18 protein-coding genes are annotated in these 16,274 nt (G+C 57.2%); 6 read left to right on the top strand and 12 right to left on the bottom strand.

Translation table 11 applies throughout. The annotated features are described in order from the left end of the window. The first annotated feature begins 36 nt into the window (after positions 1-36). Positions 37-1,014: an asparaginase gene (locus tag A6F69_RS10775; protein ID WP_067601075.1), complete on the top strand. Its 978-nt coding sequence runs from the start codon at positions 37-39 to the stop codon at positions 1,012-1,014. Positions 1,015-1,018: 4 nt separating this feature from the next. Here the strand turns inward: A6F69_RS10775 and A6F69_RS10770 are convergent, their stop codons facing one another. From A6F69_RS10770 to fmt, 3 genes are read right to left on the bottom strand one after another with little or no spacing between them, the layout of a single operon-like run. Further along, the gene (locus tag A6F69_RS10770; RefSeq protein ID WP_067602971.1) at positions 1,019-2,131 is read right to left on the bottom strand and encodes a zinc-binding dehydrogenase; all 1,113 of its coding nucleotides are present in this window, start codon (positions 2,129-2,131) and stop codon (positions 1,019-1,021) included. An 11-nt stretch (positions 2,132-2,142) separates the two neighbouring features. Next, a complete protein-coding gene (gene truA, locus A6F69_RS10765; RefSeq protein ID WP_067601072.1) occupies positions 2,143-2,889 on the bottom strand; it encodes a tRNA pseudouridine(38-40) synthase TruA in 747 nt (248 codons plus the stop codon). Then, the gene (fmt, locus tag A6F69_RS10760) at positions 2,886-3,791 is read right to left on the bottom strand and encodes a methionyl-tRNA formyltransferase (RefSeq protein ID WP_067602974.1); all 906 of its coding nucleotides are present in this window, start codon (positions 3,789-3,791) and stop codon (positions 2,886-2,888) included. The genes truA and fmt overlap by 4 nt, the downstream gene beginning before the upstream one ends. A gap of 65 nt (positions 3,792-3,856) precedes the next feature. Here fmt and recR point away from each other — a divergent pair, with 65 nt between their 5' ends. The 3 genes from recR to A6F69_RS10745 are packed head-to-tail and all read left to right on the top strand — an operon-like array spanning position 3,857 to position 6,461. Then, positions 3,857-4,453 carry a recombination mediator RecR gene (gene recR / locus A6F69_RS10755; RefSeq protein ID WP_067601069.1) on the top strand — a complete coding sequence of 199 codons (597 nt, stop codon included), beginning with the start codon at positions 3,857-3,859 and terminating at the stop codon, positions 4,451-4,453. A gap of 31 nt (positions 4,454-4,484) precedes the next feature. Beyond that, positions 4,485-5,057 (top strand): peptide deformylase, encoded by a 573-nt coding sequence (gene def / locus A6F69_RS10750; protein ID WP_067601066.1) that lies wholly within the window; start codon positions 4,485-4,487, stop codon positions 5,055-5,057. Positions 5,058-5,117: 60 nt separating this feature from the next. Continuing rightward, positions 5,118-6,461 (top strand): DNA recombination protein RmuC, encoded by a 1,344-nt coding sequence (locus A6F69_RS10745; protein ID WP_067601063.1) that lies wholly within the window; start codon positions 5,118-5,120, stop codon positions 6,459-6,461. 3 nt (positions 6,462-6,464) lie between these two features. On the opposite strand, the gene A6F69_RS10740 is transcribed toward A6F69_RS10745, so the two are convergent. From A6F69_RS10740 to A6F69_RS10710, 7 genes are read right to left on the bottom strand one after another with little or no spacing between them, the layout of a single operon-like run. Continuing rightward, positions 6,465-7,271: a TrmH family RNA methyltransferase gene (locus A6F69_RS10740; protein WP_067601060.1), complete on the bottom strand. Its 807-nt coding sequence runs from the start codon at positions 7,269-7,271 to the stop codon at positions 6,465-6,467. A gap of 5 nt (positions 7,272-7,276) precedes the next feature. Further along, a complete protein-coding gene (locus A6F69_RS10735; protein ID WP_067601057.1) occupies positions 7,277-7,555 on the bottom strand; it encodes an HPr family phosphocarrier protein in 279 nt (92 codons plus the stop codon). Then, entirely contained in the window at positions 7,552-7,977 is a 426-nt protein-coding gene (locus tag A6F69_RS10730; protein ID WP_067601054.1) for a PTS sugar transporter subunit IIA, read from the bottom strand. Before A6F69_RS10730 ends, A6F69_RS10735 begins: the two co-directional genes overlap by 4 nt. A gap of 51 nt (positions 7,978-8,028) precedes the next feature. Further along, complete coding sequence (rapZ, locus tag A6F69_RS10725) at positions 8,029-8,952, bottom strand: RNase adapter RapZ (RefSeq protein WP_067601051.1); 924 nt, start codon at positions 8,950-8,952, stop codon at positions 8,029-8,031. A gap of 11 nt (positions 8,953-8,963) precedes the next feature. Further along, a complete protein-coding gene (locus A6F69_RS10720) occupies positions 8,964-9,392 on the bottom strand; it encodes an HPr kinase/phosphorylase (RefSeq protein ID WP_067601049.1) in 429 nt (142 codons plus the stop codon). Then, positions 9,389-10,957, bottom strand: a complete 1,569-nt coding sequence (locus A6F69_RS10715; protein WP_067601046.1) for a sensor histidine kinase — start codon at positions 10,955-10,957, stop codon at positions 9,389-9,391. Before A6F69_RS10715 ends, A6F69_RS10720 begins: the two co-directional genes overlap by 4 nt. Continuing rightward, positions 10,950-11,702: a response regulator transcription factor gene (locus A6F69_RS10710; RefSeq protein ID WP_067601043.1), complete on the bottom strand. Its 753-nt coding sequence runs from the start codon at positions 11,700-11,702 to the stop codon at positions 10,950-10,952. The genes A6F69_RS10715 and A6F69_RS10710 overlap by 8 nt, the downstream gene beginning before the upstream one ends. A 253-nt stretch (positions 11,703-11,955) precedes the next feature. On the opposite strand from A6F69_RS10710, the gene A6F69_RS10705 reads away from it, so the two are divergent. Beyond that, positions 11,956-13,554, top strand: coding sequence for a phosphoenolpyruvate carboxykinase (locus A6F69_RS10705; protein ID WP_425388084.1), 1,599 nt, complete (start codon positions 11,956-11,958; stop codon positions 13,552-13,554). A gap of 112 nt (positions 13,555-13,666) precedes the next feature. Next, positions 13,667-13,990 (top strand): hypothetical protein, encoded by a 324-nt coding sequence (locus A6F69_RS10700; protein WP_067601041.1) that lies wholly within the window; start codon positions 13,667-13,669, stop codon positions 13,988-13,990. A 20-nt stretch (positions 13,991-14,010) separates the two neighbouring features. Here A6F69_RS10700 and tdh read toward each other — a convergent pair whose 3' ends face one another. Together tdh and A6F69_RS10690 are read right to left on the bottom strand one after the other, a co-directional pair. Then, the gene (tdh, locus tag A6F69_RS10695; protein WP_211352809.1) at positions 14,011-15,066 is read right to left on the bottom strand and encodes an L-threonine 3-dehydrogenase; all 1,056 of its coding nucleotides are present in this window, start codon (positions 15,064-15,066) and stop codon (positions 14,011-14,013) included. Positions 15,067-15,068: 2 nt separating this feature from the next. Beyond that, positions 15,069-16,271 carry a glycine C-acetyltransferase gene (locus A6F69_RS10690; protein WP_067602962.1) on the bottom strand — a complete coding sequence of 401 codons (1,203 nt, stop codon included), beginning with the start codon at positions 16,269-16,271 and terminating at the stop codon, positions 15,069-15,071. Positions 16,272-16,274: the final 3 nt, after the last annotated feature.

The following is a 16,274-nucleotide window of genomic DNA, read 5'->3' as shown; positions in this document are numbered from 1 at the left end:
GCCGATTGCATATTCTCGCGATTAAGCGGACAAATTATGACCAAACGCGTCACTGTTTTCGCCACTGGCGGTACAATCGCAGGTATTGCGGGCTCTGCAATCGCGTCTGACTACAAGTCTGGGCAGATCAACATCGAAGATTATCTTGATCGAGTAGGTGTACTGGGACTTGAGGCGGAGCTCTCTGGCAAGCAGATAGCAAACATTGATTCGGCGGACATCGGACCCGAGGTTTGGAACGAATTACATCGATCGATCGTAGAGTCGCTCGCCGATGATAATTGCGACGGAGTGATCGTAACTCACGGCACAGATACGCTTGAAGAAACCGCCTTTCTTCTTGATCTGACTTTGCCTTCAACCAAGCCAGTGGTCGTGGTCGGGGCAATGCGGCCTGCCGATGCAGTGGGCTATGACGGGATGCGGAACTTCGCGAATGCGGTTCGGGTTGCCAGCGATCAGGACGGATCCGGCCGCGGCGTCTTGGTTGTCATGGGTGACCGGGTGTTTGCTGCACGCGATGTTCACAAGGTGCGTACACGCGGCACCGATGCATTTCGCGGCTTTCCACGCGAATCGGTTGCATTGGTTACGCCTGCGTCGCTCGACTGGTTTGGTGCGCCTTGGCGCGGCGATGCCGGAGTGCAGCTCGATTGGGCCGACACTCTGCCAGAGGTTCCAGTCATTTACGTCTATGCCGGAATGGGGCCGAGAACTTTGGGATGCATGATCGGCGAAACCACACGCGGTGTGGTGCTTGCCGGGGTGGGCGAAGGCAATATGCCTGACGCTGTGCGGCGCGAACTGGCCCGTTTTGCCCAAGATGGGCTGATTATTGTCCGGGCCAGTCGGACGGATGAAGGGTTGGTTGATCGCGAGCCGGAAGACGATGTCAACGGTTTCGTCGCTGCGCGGGCCCTCAATCCCCAAAAAGCGCGAATCCTGCTGCAGCTGCTGATCGCGAACGGGATCACTGATCCCGGCGCGATCCAGTCAGCATTTGATAACCGCTGAAAAATCAGCCCCAAGGCGCGACGAGATACTTCTCGCCGGTCTTCATCTGGCGATAGTCAAGGATCGCGTCCTTGGTCAGCATCTCTACCAGATTGACTTTGGCTTTATAGCTTGAAGCAAATGTTGTGGTCAGGTTTTGTTGCACCCGGGTGCGCATCTTCACAACGGTTTCCATACCTGCATTGGCCAGGAATGGCGTCAGCAGCCAGCCTGACAGCGTCCAGCCAAAGCCATAGCTGGGCGTCAGGATCGTCGGGCCGAAGTCCAGACGGCCGTAGATAAACATCCGCTTTGCCTGGTTCGAGCCATAGCGTGAATATTCCGTCATCTTGCTGACCGCGACTTGCTCCATCGCTTTGAACACATTGTCGACTGCCTGCCCTCCGCCGATTGGGTCAAAACCATAGAAAGCATCGGTTTCGTCAATAGCTGTGCGCAGTTGATCCATGAAATCATCGTCCGAGGAGTTGACGACATATTTCGCACCAATGCCTTTCAGCATCTCAACATGTTCGGCCTTGCGCACGATATTGACCAGCTCGATACCGTCTTGCTGGCATATCTTGATCAGCATTTGCCCAAGGTTTGATGCCGCGGCTGTGTGAACAATTGCCTTCTGCCCATCCATCTTTGCGTTCTCGACAAAGCCCAGCGCCGTCATCGGATTGACGAAGCTGGACGCACCCACTTCGGCGCTGTGCTCGCCCAGTGGCAGACACATCATCGCATCGGCGATGGCGTATTGCGAAAATGCATTGCCGGGGACGCAGGCGACGCGCTGGCCCATCAGCGCCTTGGCCATGTCGCCATCGCCCGTCGCAATGACGGTACCTGCACCTTCGTTGCCGGCTGGCAAACGCTGACCATGGCGGCTTTTCTGGCCTGAGAGGAAAGGCTCAGGCATTTGCGCGACCACTTTGCCGGGTGAATACTCGGCATTGTCGAAGTCGGCTGCGCTGGTCAGGATCGCCAGATCAGAGGGGTTGATCGGCGCCGCCTCCATCTCGACCAGCACCTGATTGCCCATTGGTTCGGGGAAACTCTCTTCACTCACCTCCAGCGTCAGTTTGCCATCTGCGGTGAGCGTGGTGAAAAGCTGTTTGCCAGTGGTGGTCATGATCATTCCTCTCAAGAATCGGGGTAAGTTGCATTAACGAAGTAGAGACCATGCGGCGGGGCGTTAAGCCCTAATTCCTGCCGGTCGCGCGCCGCGAGCGCTTCAGCGACTTGATCTTCGTTCCAGACACCTTGCCCGACAAGCTTCAAACAGCCGACCATGCTGCGCACCTGATGATGCAGGAAACTGCGCGCAGCGGCATGAACGCGAATCTCATCGCCATCTCGCTCAACATCCAATCGGTCGAGCGTCTTGATCGGGCTTTGCGCCTGACAATGGACGGAACGGAAAGTGGTGAAGTCATGCTCACCAACCAGTGATTGTGCGGCGCGATGCATCGCCTTTTCATCAAGCTCTTGTGGTACTTGCCAGGCGCGCTTGATATCAAGTGTCAGCGGCGCACGGCGGTTGATGATGCGATAGACATAGCTGCGCCCGATGCAGGAAAAACGCGCGTGCCAATCGTCTGGCACGACCTTGCAGTGCGTGACCGCGATGGGGTTGTGCCGCAGATGTGCGTTCAATGCTTCCATCAAGCGGAACGGCTCGATCTCCTTTGCGATGTCGAGATGGCTGCGCATGGCCAGCGCATGCACGCCCGTGTCGGTTCTTCCCGCGCTGTGAAGCCGCACCCCTTCGCCCGTGACGGCTTGTGCCGCTTCCTCGACAGATTGCTGCACGCTTGGCCCGTGTTTCTGCCGTTGCAGGCCCTGAAACGGGGTGCCGTCAAATTCCAGAGTGAGCGCGAAACGGGTCACGGAAGGGTAATCCCTTGCACAACGGGATTCCCGCGCAGAAAGTCCTCGCGATCCATAGCCGGTTTGCCCGCGCGCTGTAGGCGGAGTGGGCGGATCGCGCCGGATCCGCAAGCGATGGTGAAATCTTCATTGAGAACCTCACCGGATTTACCTGAACCTTCGGCCAATTCTGCCCGCAGCAATTTTAAGCGCTCTCCGTCGCTTTCAAACCATGCGCCCGGGAAAGGGGCGAGCCCGCGCGCCAACCGTTCAATTTCCTCTGCCGGTTTTGACCAGTCAATCCGCGCTTCGGCTTTGTCTATTTTGGGCGCATAGGTTGCCGCATCATCATCCTGCGGGATCCCGGCCAGATGCTCCAGATCGTTGAGCACGCCCACCATTGCATTGGCGCCCAGATTGGCCAGTTCCTCTGTCAGTTCGCCGGTTGTTTTGGCATTGATCGGCGTCATTACCTTGGCCAGCATCGGCCCGGTATCAAGCCCGGCTTCCATCTGCATGATCGTGACGCCGGTTTCCTCATCACCTGCCAAAATTGCGCGATGGATCGGCGCGGCCCCGCGCCAGCGCGGCAGGATCGAGGCGTGGATGTTGAGGCAGCCGTGCGTCGGCGCATCAAGGATCGCCTGCGGCAGGATCAGACCATATGCGGCGACCACCGCCACATCCGCTTGTAGCGCCGCAAATTCTGCCTGCGCCTCTTCATTCTTGAGCGAGGTCGGATACCGAACCTCAATCCCCAGCTCCTCCGCCTTGCGCTGCACGGGGGAGGGTTGCAGCTTCTTGCCCCGGCCCGCCGGGCGCGGCGGCTGCGTATAGACGCACACAACATCATGCCCTGCCTCATGACAAGCAACCAGCGCCGGAACGGCGAAGTCAGGGGTTCCCATGAAAGCTATTTTCATTTTGGGGCGCATAACAGTGCAGGCGGGCCTTTCTCGAATTCGAACAAGCCCCTATCTGTCACGCCATGGCATCGCAAGAGATCGAAGCATTGGCAGGCGCATTGTCGCGCCTCCCCGGTCTGGGACCGCGCAGCGCGCGGCGTGCGGTGCTGTGGTTGGTCAAGAACCGCGAACAGGCGTTGCCGACGCTGCTCGATGCTTTGGGTACAGTTCGCGACACGCTGATAGAATGCGACACTTGCGGGAATGTCGATACGAAGAACCCATGCGGAATCTGCGCAGATCCGCGCCGCGATCAAAAGTCGCTGTGCGTGGTGGAAGATGTGGCGGACCTGTGGGCGCTGGATCGGGCGCGGCTGTTCACTGGCAGATATCATGTGCTGGGCGGCAAGCTGTCTGCGCTCGACGGTATTGGACCAGAGGACCTCAACGTGGCTTCGCTCATGGCGCGTATCGAAGAGGGCGGGATCGACGAAGTTGTGCTGGCGATGAATGCGACCTTAGAGGGGCAAACGACCGCGCATTACCTCGCTGAGCGGCTAGAGGCGCTTCCGCTGCGCATCACGCAGCTGGCGCATGGCTTGCCGGTAGGCGGTGAGCTAGATTACCTCGACGAAGGCACACTGGCGCAGGCTTTGCGCGCGCGGCGACCAGTGGATTGAAACTCTCCGCAAGGTCCCCTATCTGAACGTCATGGCTATTCGTGAAATTCTGGAAGTGCCGGACCCCCGGCTCAAGGTCGTGTCTGAACCCGTCAAGGATGACGAGTTCAATGATGAACTCAAGACCCTCGTCGAAGACATGTTCGAGACGATGTATGACGCGCCCGGAATTGGCCTGGCCGCCATTCAGGTGGGCGTGCCCAAGCGCGTGCTGGTGATCGATCTGCAACCGGAGGACCCCGATGCGGAGCCGATCGAGTGCGAACATGACGGGCATAAGCACACGCATCCCGCGACGAAGAAAGAGCCACGCACATTTATCAATCCGGTGATCGTCGATCCGGCGGCAGAGCTTGCCACGTATCAGGAAGGCTGCCTGTCGGTGCCTGAGATTTACGCTGATGTGGATCGCCCCGCGACCTGCACGGTGCGGTATCAGGATCTGGACGGCAACCATCATGAAGAGAAAATGGAAGGTCTGCTCGCAACCTGTATCCAGCATGAGATGGATCACCTTGAGGGCGTTCTCTTCATCGATCATCTCTCACGCCTGAAGCGCAATATGGCGCTGAAGAAGCTGAAGAAGCTGCGCCAGGCAGCGTAAGCTGCGGGTAAACCTCACTCAGTACTGGCGTTCCGGTTCCGTTCCGCATAGAAAGGCGGCATGGATCCGACAGTTCTAACCATAATTGCGCTCATTCTTGGTCTCGCTATCGGTGCGGGGGCAGGGTGGTTTATCGGCTCTCGTCCTGTTGCGGATGCAAAGGCGAAGCTGGGCGAAATGGAAGCTGCTGCGACAGAGCGCGAGGGCGAATTCAAGACCGCGATCAAGGAATTGGGCGAGGCGCAGATCGAATTGGCCACTTTGAAGGCCAATGCCGCCAATTTCGACAAGCAGATGGCGCAGATGAAGGAAGCGCGTGAGGAAATGCTCGCGCAGTTCAAAGCGCTGGGCAGCGAAGTGTTGTCAAAGAGTCAGGAAGAGTTCCTCAAGCGCGCGGAAGAGCGCTTTAAACAGTCTGAAGAGGCGGGCGAAGCCAAGATCAAGACTTTGCTCCATCCCGTCGGTGAGCGTTTGGCGAAATACGAGAAGCAAGTCGCCGAACTTGAAGAGAAGCGCACCGATGCCTTTGGTCAGCTAACCGGCCTGATCCAGTCGATGCGTGAGGGGCAGGAGGAGGTCCGCCGCGAAGCGCAGCGGCTGGGCAATTCGCTGACCAATGCGCCCAAGGCGCGCGGCCGCTGGGGCGAGCAGCAATTGAAGAACCTGCTGGAGCAGGTTGGCCTTGCACAGCACACCGATTTCGAGCTTGAGGCTTCGATTGAGACCGAGGAGGGGCGTTTGCGCCCCGATGCGATCGTGCGCATTCCAGGCGGAAAAGTGCTGGTAATCGACGCCAAGGTGTCACTCAATGCATATCAGTCGGCGTTCGAGGCGGACGACGACGATGCGCGCGACGCGGCGTTAGCAGATCACGTTCGTTCGATGCGCAACCACGTGCAGTCACTGGGCGCAAAATCCTACCAATCGCAGTTCGAGGACGCGCCGGACTATGTCGTGATGTTCGTTCCGGGTGAGCACTTCGTTGCTGCGGCGCTGGAGCACGATCCCGACCTGTGGAATTTCGCATTCGACAAGCGCGTGCTGCTTGCTACGCCGACAAACCTTGTCGCAATCGCGCGCACGGTTGCGCAGGTCTGGCGGCAAGACGGCCTTGCCAAGGAAGCGCAGGAAATCGGGCGGATGGGCGCCGAGCTTTACGAACGCTTGGCCGTTGCAGCGGATCACCTTAAGCGCGTGGGTGGCGGTCTGGAAGGCGCGGTCAACAATTACAACAAGTTCGTCGGCAGTTTCGAACGAAATGTCCTGTCATCGGGCAAGCGACTTGCAGACAAAGGCATTGAGATCGGCAAGCGCGAGATCGAAGAAGTGCCGCTGGTCGAAGGCGCGCCACGCTATACGCAAGACGACTTGCTCACCGATGGCGGCAAGCAATCGGCGGAATAGCGATCAGCTGCCCAATCCCGCCAGCACCTCATACGCCAACACCGCGCCCGCGACCGCTGCGTTGAGGCTGTCCGCGCGGCCTTTCATCGGCATGGTGACGCGCAGATCACATGCTGCCTCGTAGTCCTCGGGTAGGCCTTGTGATTCATTGCCGACCAGGATGAAGCAAGGCGCTTGGTAAGGTGCGCCGCGGTACGGCACCGCATCACGCAGACTTGCCGCGACCAATTGCCCCGAACCAGCACGCAGCCACGGCGAGAACTCGCCCCATGATGCGCGTGCGACCTTCTGCGTAAAAATCGCGCCCATGCTGGCGCGCACGGCCTCGACGCTGAAAGGATCAGCGCAATCATCGATCAGGATCAATCCGCCGGCACCGACAGCGTCTCCGGTTCGCAGCATAGTGCCCAGATTTCCGGGGTCGCGCAGTGCTTGTGCCACCAGCCAAATGTCCGCAGTCTCGCGCTTGATGGTGTCCAGCGAAGTATCAAATTCCGCAAACACACCCGCCACGGTTTGCGGGTTTGATTTGCCGGTGATTTTGGCGAGGATATCAGGCGAGGTTTCAATCACATCGCCGCCTGCCGCCATGACGTCAGCTTCCAGCGCTTCCAGCAGCGGGTGAGGATCGCGCCCGGTGGCCATTACAAGCGTTTCCGGCACATGCCCGCATTCGCGCGCGTCGGTCAGCAGCCGCAATCCCTCTGCCAGAAATTGGCCGGCGGCCTTGCGATGCTTCTTTTCACGCAAGCTACGCAGATATTTGACGGTCGGATTGGAAAAGCCGGTGATCTCGCGGCGTTCAGGCACAGGTACTACTCTTCGCCAAAGCCATCTTCGATCATCGCGCACAAGTCGGCAAAAACCGAATCAGCATTGTTGCCCGATACGATTAACTCGACGTCATCGCCTTTGGCTGCGCCCAACATCATCAGGCCCAGTATCGATCCACCTGCTGCCTCGTTCCCGTCTTTCGCCACGCGTACATCTGTACCTTCAGGCAAGGCGGATACCGCGCCAACAAACTTGGCGCTGGCCCTTGCATGCAACCCGCGTTTGTTGACAATCGTAAGCGACTTGCGAAACTCGTTCATGCTCGCGCGCTTTCTGGTTCTGCATCGTCACCGAGGAATTCGCTTGCGACGGTGATATAATTGCGACCCGCCTTCTTCGCAGCGGCAACAGCGTCAGCCACCGTCATTTTCTTACGCGCACCAGCTAGGCGGATCAGCATCGGTAGATTGATACCGGCGATTACCTCGACTTGTCCGCGCTCAAGCAGCGAAATGGCGAGATTGGATGGAGTTCCACCGAACAGGTCGGTCAGCACGATTACACCGTTGCCTTGCTCTACGGATGCGATTGCGTCAGCAATTTCCTGACGACGTTGTTCCATGTCGTCGCTAGGTCCGATGCAAACTGTTGCGACCGCCGATTGCGGGCCTACGACATGTTCCATCGCGTCAACAAAGTGGTCAGCGAGGTCGCCATGCGTGACGAGGATCAATCCGATCATGGGTGAAGCTCGGGTCCGTTCATTCTGGCGGCGCTGTGCCGCTTCGTATCACTAAGGGTGATCAACGCTGCCCCCTTCGATTTCATCGGTGGTGCGTGCCCCCAAATTGCGGTGGCGGACAGTGGGCGAAAAACCCGCTTCGCGCAAGCCCGCAGCGATTTGCTCGGCGGTAAATACAGAACGATGGCGACCGCCCGTGCAACCAAAAGCGACGTGGACATAGGCTTTCCCTTGCATTTGATAGCGTGGCAGAAGGTCGGTCAAAAGGCTCAAGATACGCTCTAAGCTGGGCGTGAAACCAGGGTCCTTGCGGATGTAGTCGCCGACGCCTGCCTCAAGCCCGGTCTGCGGCCGCAATTCCTCATCCCAGTGCGGATTGTTCAAAAACCGCATGTCGAACATGAGGTCCGCCAGTGGCGGCGCTCCGCGCGCAAATCCGAAGCTGGATACAGTTACTGTCATGGGCGCGCCTGGAGAATGCGCGTAAAGATCGCGAATATGTTGTCGCAAATCATTGGCAGCAAAGCCGCTGGTGTCGACCACTACTGCGGCCCAGTTGCGTAGCGGCCCAAGCAAGTCACGCTCGGCGCGAATGCCTTCGCCAAGTGGTCGCTCGCTGGCCAAAGGATGGCGACGACGGGTTTCGTTATAGCGACGCTCAAGTTCTTCGGTTGAGCAGTCGATGAACATGCTGGAAATCGAGAGGCTATCAGTTTCTGTAAGCCGTTCGATTAAATCAATTATGTCGTGCGGCGCGAAACCGCGTGTCCGCGAATCGAAACCGATTGCGAGCGGGACACCATCCGCATCTGGCGTCGTCACCATGTTCTCGAGAAAGCGAATGGGCAGGTTGTCTATGATTTCCCAACCCAGATCTTCCAGCACATTCAATGCGGTGGTCTTGCCTGCGCCAAGCATACCCGTAACCAGCAGAATGTTTTTGCGGTCTGAACTTGGGGGCATTGCTTTGCTCATGTCACGCCTTGCTAGAAGGTCAGGCCATGAATGCGCAATGCCCATTCAGCGCGGAGGGCCTGCATCAGATCATTTTTACGCAATGGCAGACAGGGCACAGAGACCCCATCCCAGTCACGGGTATCCACTGATTCTGGGAGTCGTGGCGTTTCGGATGCGAATGTCAGTATCAGTGAAAGTGGCGCGCTCGTGACATCCAGCTCAACGATCCCCACACCGCGAATTTCGATTTTGCCTGCAATATTGGGCGGTGAAGAAAGCAGTATCGTGCCGCTCGAATATTCCCACCTCACGCCGTCGTCCCCGATCAATCGCGCGCCCCGATCAATCAATGCTAGAGCAAGAGTGCTTTTGCCGCTTCCTGGCCCACCTTCGATCAGAAGGGCACGGCCATCAATCGCAACCGCACTCACACCAATCAATGTCTGAGTTTTGTTCATCGCGCTGCCGGCAACTCGAATCGCATACAAGCTCCGCTGGCACCATCAGGGCGGGCCTCGGCCAAGAGCCGCCCGTCATGCGCTTCAGCGATAGCACGTGCGATGGCGAGACCAAGACCCGAGTGATTGCCGAAGCTTTCCGCGTCCGGGCGGACCGAATGAAAACGTTCGAATACCTTCTCTCTCGCGTCTTCGGGTATGCCTGGCCCAGAATCGCAAACGGTGATCGAAACGCAGCTGCCATCGTTGTTGATATCGACTAGGATGGGGGCATCAGTTGGTGAAAATGAAACTGCGTTATCCAGTAAGTTCTCTATCACCCTCTCTAATCTGGGCGCCACACCGGTAACAATTGCCGCGTGACCGCGGCTCTTGATTTCGATCTGGTGGTCAGCATTCTCTGCCCTTGTCTCGCGCGAGCCGACAATGGCTTTGATGAGATTGGTCATATCAACCCGTTCGCGTATCGCGCGCGACATTTCGGCATCGATGCGGCTGGCGTCGGAAATCTCTGTTACCAATCGATCAATTCGTTTCACATCGTGCGCAGCGACATCAAGTAACTGTTTACGCAGCTCCGGATCTTCCACTCGCGGCAGTGATTCCATCGCGCTCCGAAGGCTGGCTAGTGGGTTCTTGATTTCATGCGCTACGTCAGCTGCGAAGCTATCAACGGCATCGATACGGTGGCGCAACGCGCTGGTCATATCAGAGATTGATCGGGCGAGATTGCCGATCTCGTCGCGGCGCCCCGGAAGTCGCGGCACCTCCACATCGCGGTCCCGTCCCTGACGAACCTTGGCGGCTGAAGAAGAAAGCAACCTAATAGGCGCAATGATGGTTCGGGCGAGGAATAGGGATAGCAAAATCGAGGCTGTGAGCACCAGGAACACGGCGACTCCCAAAGATGACCGGGCCGCGCGCACGGATTCGGTGATGTCTACCGCGTTACGGGTCGTCAGCAACGTGGCGCCATTCAGTCCAACGGGAGCGGCGGCCGTGATCACTGGCGTTCCGTCGCGCCAGTCATACAACGTGATCTGGCTCACCCCTTCGTCCCGCGCACGAACAACTTCCGGCCATGCGTCCGCGCGCTGCGATTCAGGCTCGACATAGTCAGTAACGGGCTCAGCGCCGACTATCGTATCTACGGCTCGGTCAAGCCAACGGGCGAACTGCTGATCCCAACTGTCATCGGTGATGTCGTCAAACTGAAATGATGGTTCGTCCAGAGCGAAGCTGTCAGCCCACAACAGCCCTTCGGCATCGAACATACGCATCCGCATCCGTTGTTCTTTACCGATCTGGACAAGCAGCGCTTCCTGGCGTGTTCGAGATGCGCCGGCCAATGCTTCTGCAGTAATCTGTGCTTCAATCCGCGCCAACTTGTACCGCTCGTTGAGCAGCTGTGTACGATAGGTATCAAGGTAAAAGATCCCACCGCCCAAAAGCAGAAGCGGCAACAGGTTTACCGCTAGGATGCGTGATGTGAGCGAAAGGCGAGAGCTCCAACTTAGCCGGTCAATTGCCGGGGGAATAGCGGACGGGCGCGGCGCATCAGCCATCGGTGAAGCTATAGCCTGCGCCGTAGAGTGTCTCAATCGCTCCGAACTCAGGGTCGACTTGCCGAAATTTCCTTCGCATGCGTTTTATATGACTGTCCACAGTCCGGTCATCGACGAAGACATCGTCAGGATAAGCGGCGTCCATCAACTGATTGCGGCTTTTGATAACACCAGGACGTGCTGCCAGCGCTTCAAGGATGAGGAATTCGGTGACGGTTAGTGTAACTGGTTCTTCGTCCCATGCGACGTGGTGGCGTGCGGGATCCATGAATAACCGCCCTCGCTCAATTGACGGGTGAGGAGGGGGAGCGTCAGATTCGCTTGCCAGTCTGTTTTCGTCGATGTGCTCTGCACGCCGCAGGATTGCCCGAATTCTAGCGAGCAAGAGCCGCAAACTGAATGGTTTGGCAATGTAGTCATCAGCGCCCAACTCCAAACCGATCTCCTCGTCGCGTTCGTCATCCTTACTTGTCAGGAATATAACCGGTAACGAGGATTCGCGACGAACCCGTCGCAGCAGTTCCAACCCGTCCATTTTGGGCATCTTGATGTCAAACACCGCGAGGTCAGGCGGATTGTCGAGTAATGCCTTCAGCGCCGTTTCTCCATCCGAATAAAGTCGCGTTACGAATCCCTCCGCTTGGAGTGCGATGGACACGGATGTGAGAATGTTCCGGTCATCATCAACCAGCGCGATCACGGATTCGCTGCTGGTTGGGCGGACATCGGCCGCAGATTCGTCCATTTGTGGCCCTTTCCTCGCGCTCTCGCATACCAATTAGCGCGTTGGATGAAATGAAACAACGAATGGTCGCAAGAATCGGACAGATTGTGGCTATGTCTTGGTTCAAGTTTGACCTCAAATCCTGGCCCGACTAGAGGAAGATCAAGTCTGTGTGCATTCGTATGCATAAATACATGTAAATGTGCGCTGGCTGAATGTAGACCTGATCGCAGCTCAGGTCAGTTCCGGAATAATCCAGGAGAATCGCGTGTCCATTTCGCTTGCTGTTCCTTTGTCCGATCAGGGCATTGAGACCGCCGCTCGCATCCACCCAAATCTCGGCACACCCCAATTGGTCGAGCAAGCACTTGTCAAAGGAGAGGGCGAACTTTCCCGCTACGGTTCGCTTGTTGTGAAGACAGGTGCCCACACGGGCCGGAGTGCGAATGACAAGTTCATCGTGCGCGACGCGGAGACAGAAGACAGCGTCTGGTGGGGCAAGGTCAATGTCAGCATGACGCCCGATCACTTCGCAGCGCTCAAGCAAGACTTCATGGCTGCATTGAAGGACAAGGATGAATTGTTCGTCGCCGACCTTTATGGCGGTTCGCAGCCCGAGCATCGCGTAAATGTCCGCGTGATCAATGAGTTGGCTTGGCACAACCTCTTCATTCGTACGATGCTGGTTCGCCCGACTGCGGACCAGCTGTCAGATTTCAATCCTGAATACACCATAATCGATCTGCCGAGCTTCCGCGCTGACCCGGAACGCCACGGGACACGAAGTGAAACGGTGATTGCAGTCAATCTTAGTGAGAAGCTGATCCTGATCGGCGGCACACGCTATGCCGGCGAAATGAAAAAGAGCGTGTTTGGTATCCTCAATTATCTGCTGCCTACCAAGGGCGTCATGCCGATGCATTGCTCTGCAAATGTCGGCGCCGACGGAAAGACTGCAGTATTCTTTGGTCTTTCAGGTACTGGCAAGACGACGCTCTCCGCCGATGCGAGCCGCACGTTGATCGGGGATGACGAACACGGCTGGTCAGATACGGCTGTCTTTAATTTTGAGGGCGGTTGTTATGCAAAAATGATCCGTCTTAGCGAAGAAGCAGAACCTGAAATCTACGCGACCACCCGCAAGTTCGGCACTGTGCTGGAAAATGTCGTTATGGATCCGGAAACCCGCGATCTCGATTTCGACGACAACTCGCTGGCTGAAAACACTCGTGGTGCATATCCAATCGACTTCATCCCGAATACGTCAGAAGAAAATCTCGGCCCGGTGCCAAGCAACGTCATCATGCTGACGGCTGACGCCTTTGGCGTATTGCCTCCGATTGCACGGCTGACACCTGATCAGGCGATGTATCACTTCTTGTCGGGATACACGGCGAAAGTGGCCGGTACTGAAATTGGAGTCACAGAGCCGGAGGCCACCTTCAGCACGTGCTTTGGCGCCCCATTCATGCCACGTCATCCCAGTGTTTATGGTAACCTCCTGAAAGAGCGGATTGCCAAAGGCGGTGTAGCATGCTGGTTGGTCAACACCGGTTGGACTGGTGGCAAGTATGGCACAGGCAACCGCATGCCGATCAAGGCGACCCGCGCGCTGCTTAATGCCGCACTCGACGGGAGCTTGAACAATGTCGAATTCCGCAAGGATGTGAACTTCGGCTTCGATGTGCCGGTTTCGGTCCCAGGCGTCGACAGCGCAATCCTGGATCCGCGCGGGACATGGGCCGACAAGGAAGAGTACGACCGCACAGCAGAGAAGCTGGTGCAGCTCTTCATTGATAACTTCGCGCAATTCGCAGATCACGTGGATCAAGGCGTCCGAGAGGCAGCACCGCGCAGCGTAGTTGCCGCCTGATAGACAGCCTGATTTGCGTTGAGGAGAGGGGGCCTCGCTCTTGACTGAGCGGGGCCTTTTTTCTGCCTAAGGACTGTGCGAAAATAGCATCTCTTGAGAAGGAGATGTCCAGATGAGTTTGCTTGACACAGTCTTGAAGAATATCGGCGGCGCGCCTGATGATGTGGCGAATTTGGCGCAAAAGGTCGGCATTGACCCTTCTATGGTGGAGAAAGCTATCGCTGCATTGGGGCAAGCGCATCAAATGCAAGGTGATACGGTTGAACTGGCCTCGGCAAAAACCGGTCTGGATACAAACGTCTTGGCTCAGATCGTGGAGCAAATCGGGGGCGAAGGCTCGCTAACCCATTTTGCTTCAATGCTGGACCTGGACGGCGACGGCAATCCGCTCGATGATATTGCCGATATGGCAAAAGGGCTATTCGGCAAGAATTGACCCCGACAGGATGGGAGCGTCTAGCTGGTGCTCCAATCCAGGATAACCTTACCGGATTTGCCTGACCGCATGGCGTCGAAACCCTTCTGGAATTCCGTATAGTCATAGCGGTGCGTGATCATTTTGCTCACATCCAGTCCCGATCCAAGCATAGCGAGCATCTTGTACCAGGTCTCGAACATCTCGCGGCCATAGATCGTCTTGATGGTGAGCGCTTTGAAGACAATCCGGCTCCACTCGATCTCGCTCTTTCCGGCCGGGAAACCTAACATGGCGACCTTGCCACCCATGACCATACTGTCGATGATCGTATCAAGCGCTTGCGGGGCGCCTGACATTTCCATGGCTACATCGAAGCCTTCGCTCATGCCTAAGCGCGCGCGGACATCGGGCAAGGCCTCTTCGGCGACGTTAACCGGAATACAGTCAACCATATTCGCGGCTAGCTCCAGCCGATAATGGTTGATGTCGGTAATGACGACATGTCGCGCGCCGACATGGCGTGCAACTGCTGCCGCCATGATGCCAATTGGGCCTGCACCGGTGATGAGCACATCTTCCCCGATCAAGTCGAATGCCAAGGCTGTGTGAACCGCATTGCCCAGCGGATCGAGCATGGCGGCCACGTCCATGTCGACATGGTCGGGCAAGGCGATCACGTTGAACGCCGGAATGGTCAAATAACTCGCAAAGGCGCCTGGGCGATTCACGCCAACGCCTTGTGTGTCAGGGTCCAGATGAAAATGGCCGGCGCGCACAGCTCTGCTTTTCTCGCCGACGATATGGCCTTCGCCTGAAACGCGTTGCCCGACCTTGAGCGGACGTCTGACATTGCTTCCGATTTTGGCAATCTCGCCGCCAAATTCATGGCCGACGACCATGGGAACCGGGATGGTGCGCTGGGCCCATTCGTCCCAATTGTAGATATGAACGTCTGTGCCGCAGATTGCGGTGCGGTGCACCTTGATCAGGACTTCATCCGGGCCGGTCGTAGGGATGTCGGTTTGTTGCAGCCAGATGCCGGGCTTCGCTTCTGCCTTGATCAATGCAGGCATTGTCGCGTTGCTGGTTGCCATGCTCAGATTACCCCAAGTTCGCGGCCAACCTTCGTGAAGGCGGCAATAGTATGATCGATTTGATCGAATGTATGTGCGGCGCTCATTTGCGTGCGGATGCGCGCTTGTCCGCGCGGCACGACGGGGAAAGAGAAACCTGTGACATACACGCCCTCGTCCATCAGCTTTGCTGCCATATCCGCTGCCAGCTTGGCATCGCCTAGCATAACGGGAATGATGGGGTGCTCGCCCGGAATCAGATCAAAACCTGCTGCCTCCATACCGGCGCGAAAACGCTGCGCATTGGCCACAAGCTGCTTGCGCAAGTCATCGCCCTCGCTCAACATATCGAACATTTTCAAGCTCGCACCGACAAGGCCTGGCGCAAGCGCGTTCGAAAACAAATAGGGCCTCGCCCGCTGACGCAACAGGTCCACTATGTTCTGACGCGCGCAGATATAGCCGCCCATGCCGCCGCCCAGTGCCTTCCCCAGAGTGCCGGTCAGAATGTCTATTCGGCCTTCAACCCCCCGATATTCCGGGCTGCCTCGCCCATTTGCGCCCATGAAGCCGGCCGCATGGCAGTCATCGACCATGGTCAGCGCGCCGTATTTGTCAGCAAGATCACATAGCCCTTCCAAATTGGCGATGATCCCATCCATCGAGAATACGCCATCGGTGACTATCAGCTTGGCCCGTGCGCCATCTGCATCGGCCTGTTTCAGCTGCGCCTCAAGGTCAGCCATGTCATTATTGGCAAAGCGGTATCTCCTGGCTTTGGACAGACGAACGCCATCAATGATTGAAGCGTGATTGAGAGAGTCAGAAATAATCGCATCTTCTGCTCCCAGAAGTGGTTCGAAAACCGCCCCGTTGGCATCAAAGCAGGCTGCGAAAGTGATCGAGTCTTCGTACCCGAAGAAATCCGCGACGCGGCGTTCAAGCTGGCGATGCAAGTCCAGAGTGCCGCAGATAAATCGAACTGACGCCATACCAAATCCATAGCGTTCATTGGTTTCGGCAGAAGCGCGGGACAGTTCTTCGTTGTCAGCCAATCCCAGATAATTGTTCGCGCACATATTGATCGCGTCCAGGGGTCCGTCAGGTCCGGCGATGGTCACAACCGCGCTTTGCGCAGAGGTAATCTGTCGCTCATGTTTGTAGAGCCCCTGTTCCTCGATCTCCTTCAGAGTATCGGAAACACGTGCGTAAAAATCGTCGGTCATCGA

The organism is Altererythrobacter ishigakiensis, from assembly GCF_001663155.1.
GTDB lineage: Bacteria > Pseudomonadota > Alphaproteobacteria > Sphingomonadales > Sphingomonadaceae > Erythrobacter > Erythrobacter ishigakiensis.
This window is presented reverse-complemented; position numbering and strand designations above follow the sequence as displayed.

Excerpts from the sequence above, each read along its gene's own strand:
- A6F69_RS10775 (WP_067601075.1), top strand. The coding sequence starts at position 37 with ATGACCAAACGCGTCACTGTTTTCGCCACTGGCGGTACAATCGCAGGT.
- A6F69_RS10770 (WP_067602971.1), bottom strand. The coding sequence starts at position 2,131 with ATGACCACCACTGGCAAACAGCTTTTCACCACGCTCACCGCAGATGGC.
- fmt (WP_067602974.1), bottom strand. The coding sequence starts at position 3,791 with ATGAAAATAGCTTTCATGGGAACCCCTGACTTCGCCGTTCCGGCGCTG.
- recR (WP_067601069.1), top strand. The coding sequence starts at position 3,857 with ATGGCATCGCAAGAGATCGAAGCATTGGCAGGCGCATTGTCGCGCCTC.
- def (WP_067601066.1), top strand. The coding sequence starts at position 4,485 with ATGGCTATTCGTGAAATTCTGGAAGTGCCGGACCCCCGGCTCAAGGTC.
- A6F69_RS10745 (WP_067601063.1), top strand. The coding sequence starts at position 5,118 with ATGGATCCGACAGTTCTAACCATAATTGCGCTCATTCTTGGTCTCGCT.
- A6F69_RS10735 (WP_067601057.1), bottom strand. The coding sequence starts at position 7,555 with ATGAACGAGTTTCGCAAGTCGCTTACGATTGTCAACAAACGCGGGTTG.
- A6F69_RS10730 (WP_067601054.1), bottom strand. The coding sequence starts at position 7,977 with ATGATCGGATTGATCCTCGTCACGCATGGCGACCTCGCTGACCACTTT.
- rapZ (WP_067601051.1), bottom strand. The coding sequence starts at position 8,952 with ATGAGCAAAGCAATGCCCCCAAGTTCAGACCGCAAAAACATTCTGCTG.
- A6F69_RS10720 (WP_067601049.1), bottom strand. The coding sequence starts at position 9,392 with ATGAACAAAACTCAGACATTGATTGGTGTGAGTGCGGTTGCGATTGAT.
- A6F69_RS10715 (WP_067601046.1), bottom strand. The coding sequence starts at position 10,957 with ATGGCTGATGCGCCGCGCCCGTCCGCTATTCCCCCGGCAATTGACCGG.
- A6F69_RS10710 (WP_067601043.1), bottom strand. The coding sequence starts at position 11,702 with ATGGACGAATCTGCGGCCGATGTCCGCCCAACCAGCAGCGAATCCGTG.
- A6F69_RS10700 (WP_067601041.1), top strand. The coding sequence starts at position 13,667 with ATGAGTTTGCTTGACACAGTCTTGAAGAATATCGGCGGCGCGCCTGAT.
- tdh (WP_211352809.1), bottom strand. The coding sequence starts at position 15,066 with ATGGCAACCAGCAACGCGACAATGCCTGCATTGATCAAGGCAGAAGCG.
- A6F69_RS10690 (WP_067602962.1), bottom strand. The coding sequence starts at position 16,271 with ATGACCGACGATTTTTACGCACGTGTTTCCGATACTCTGAAGGAGATC.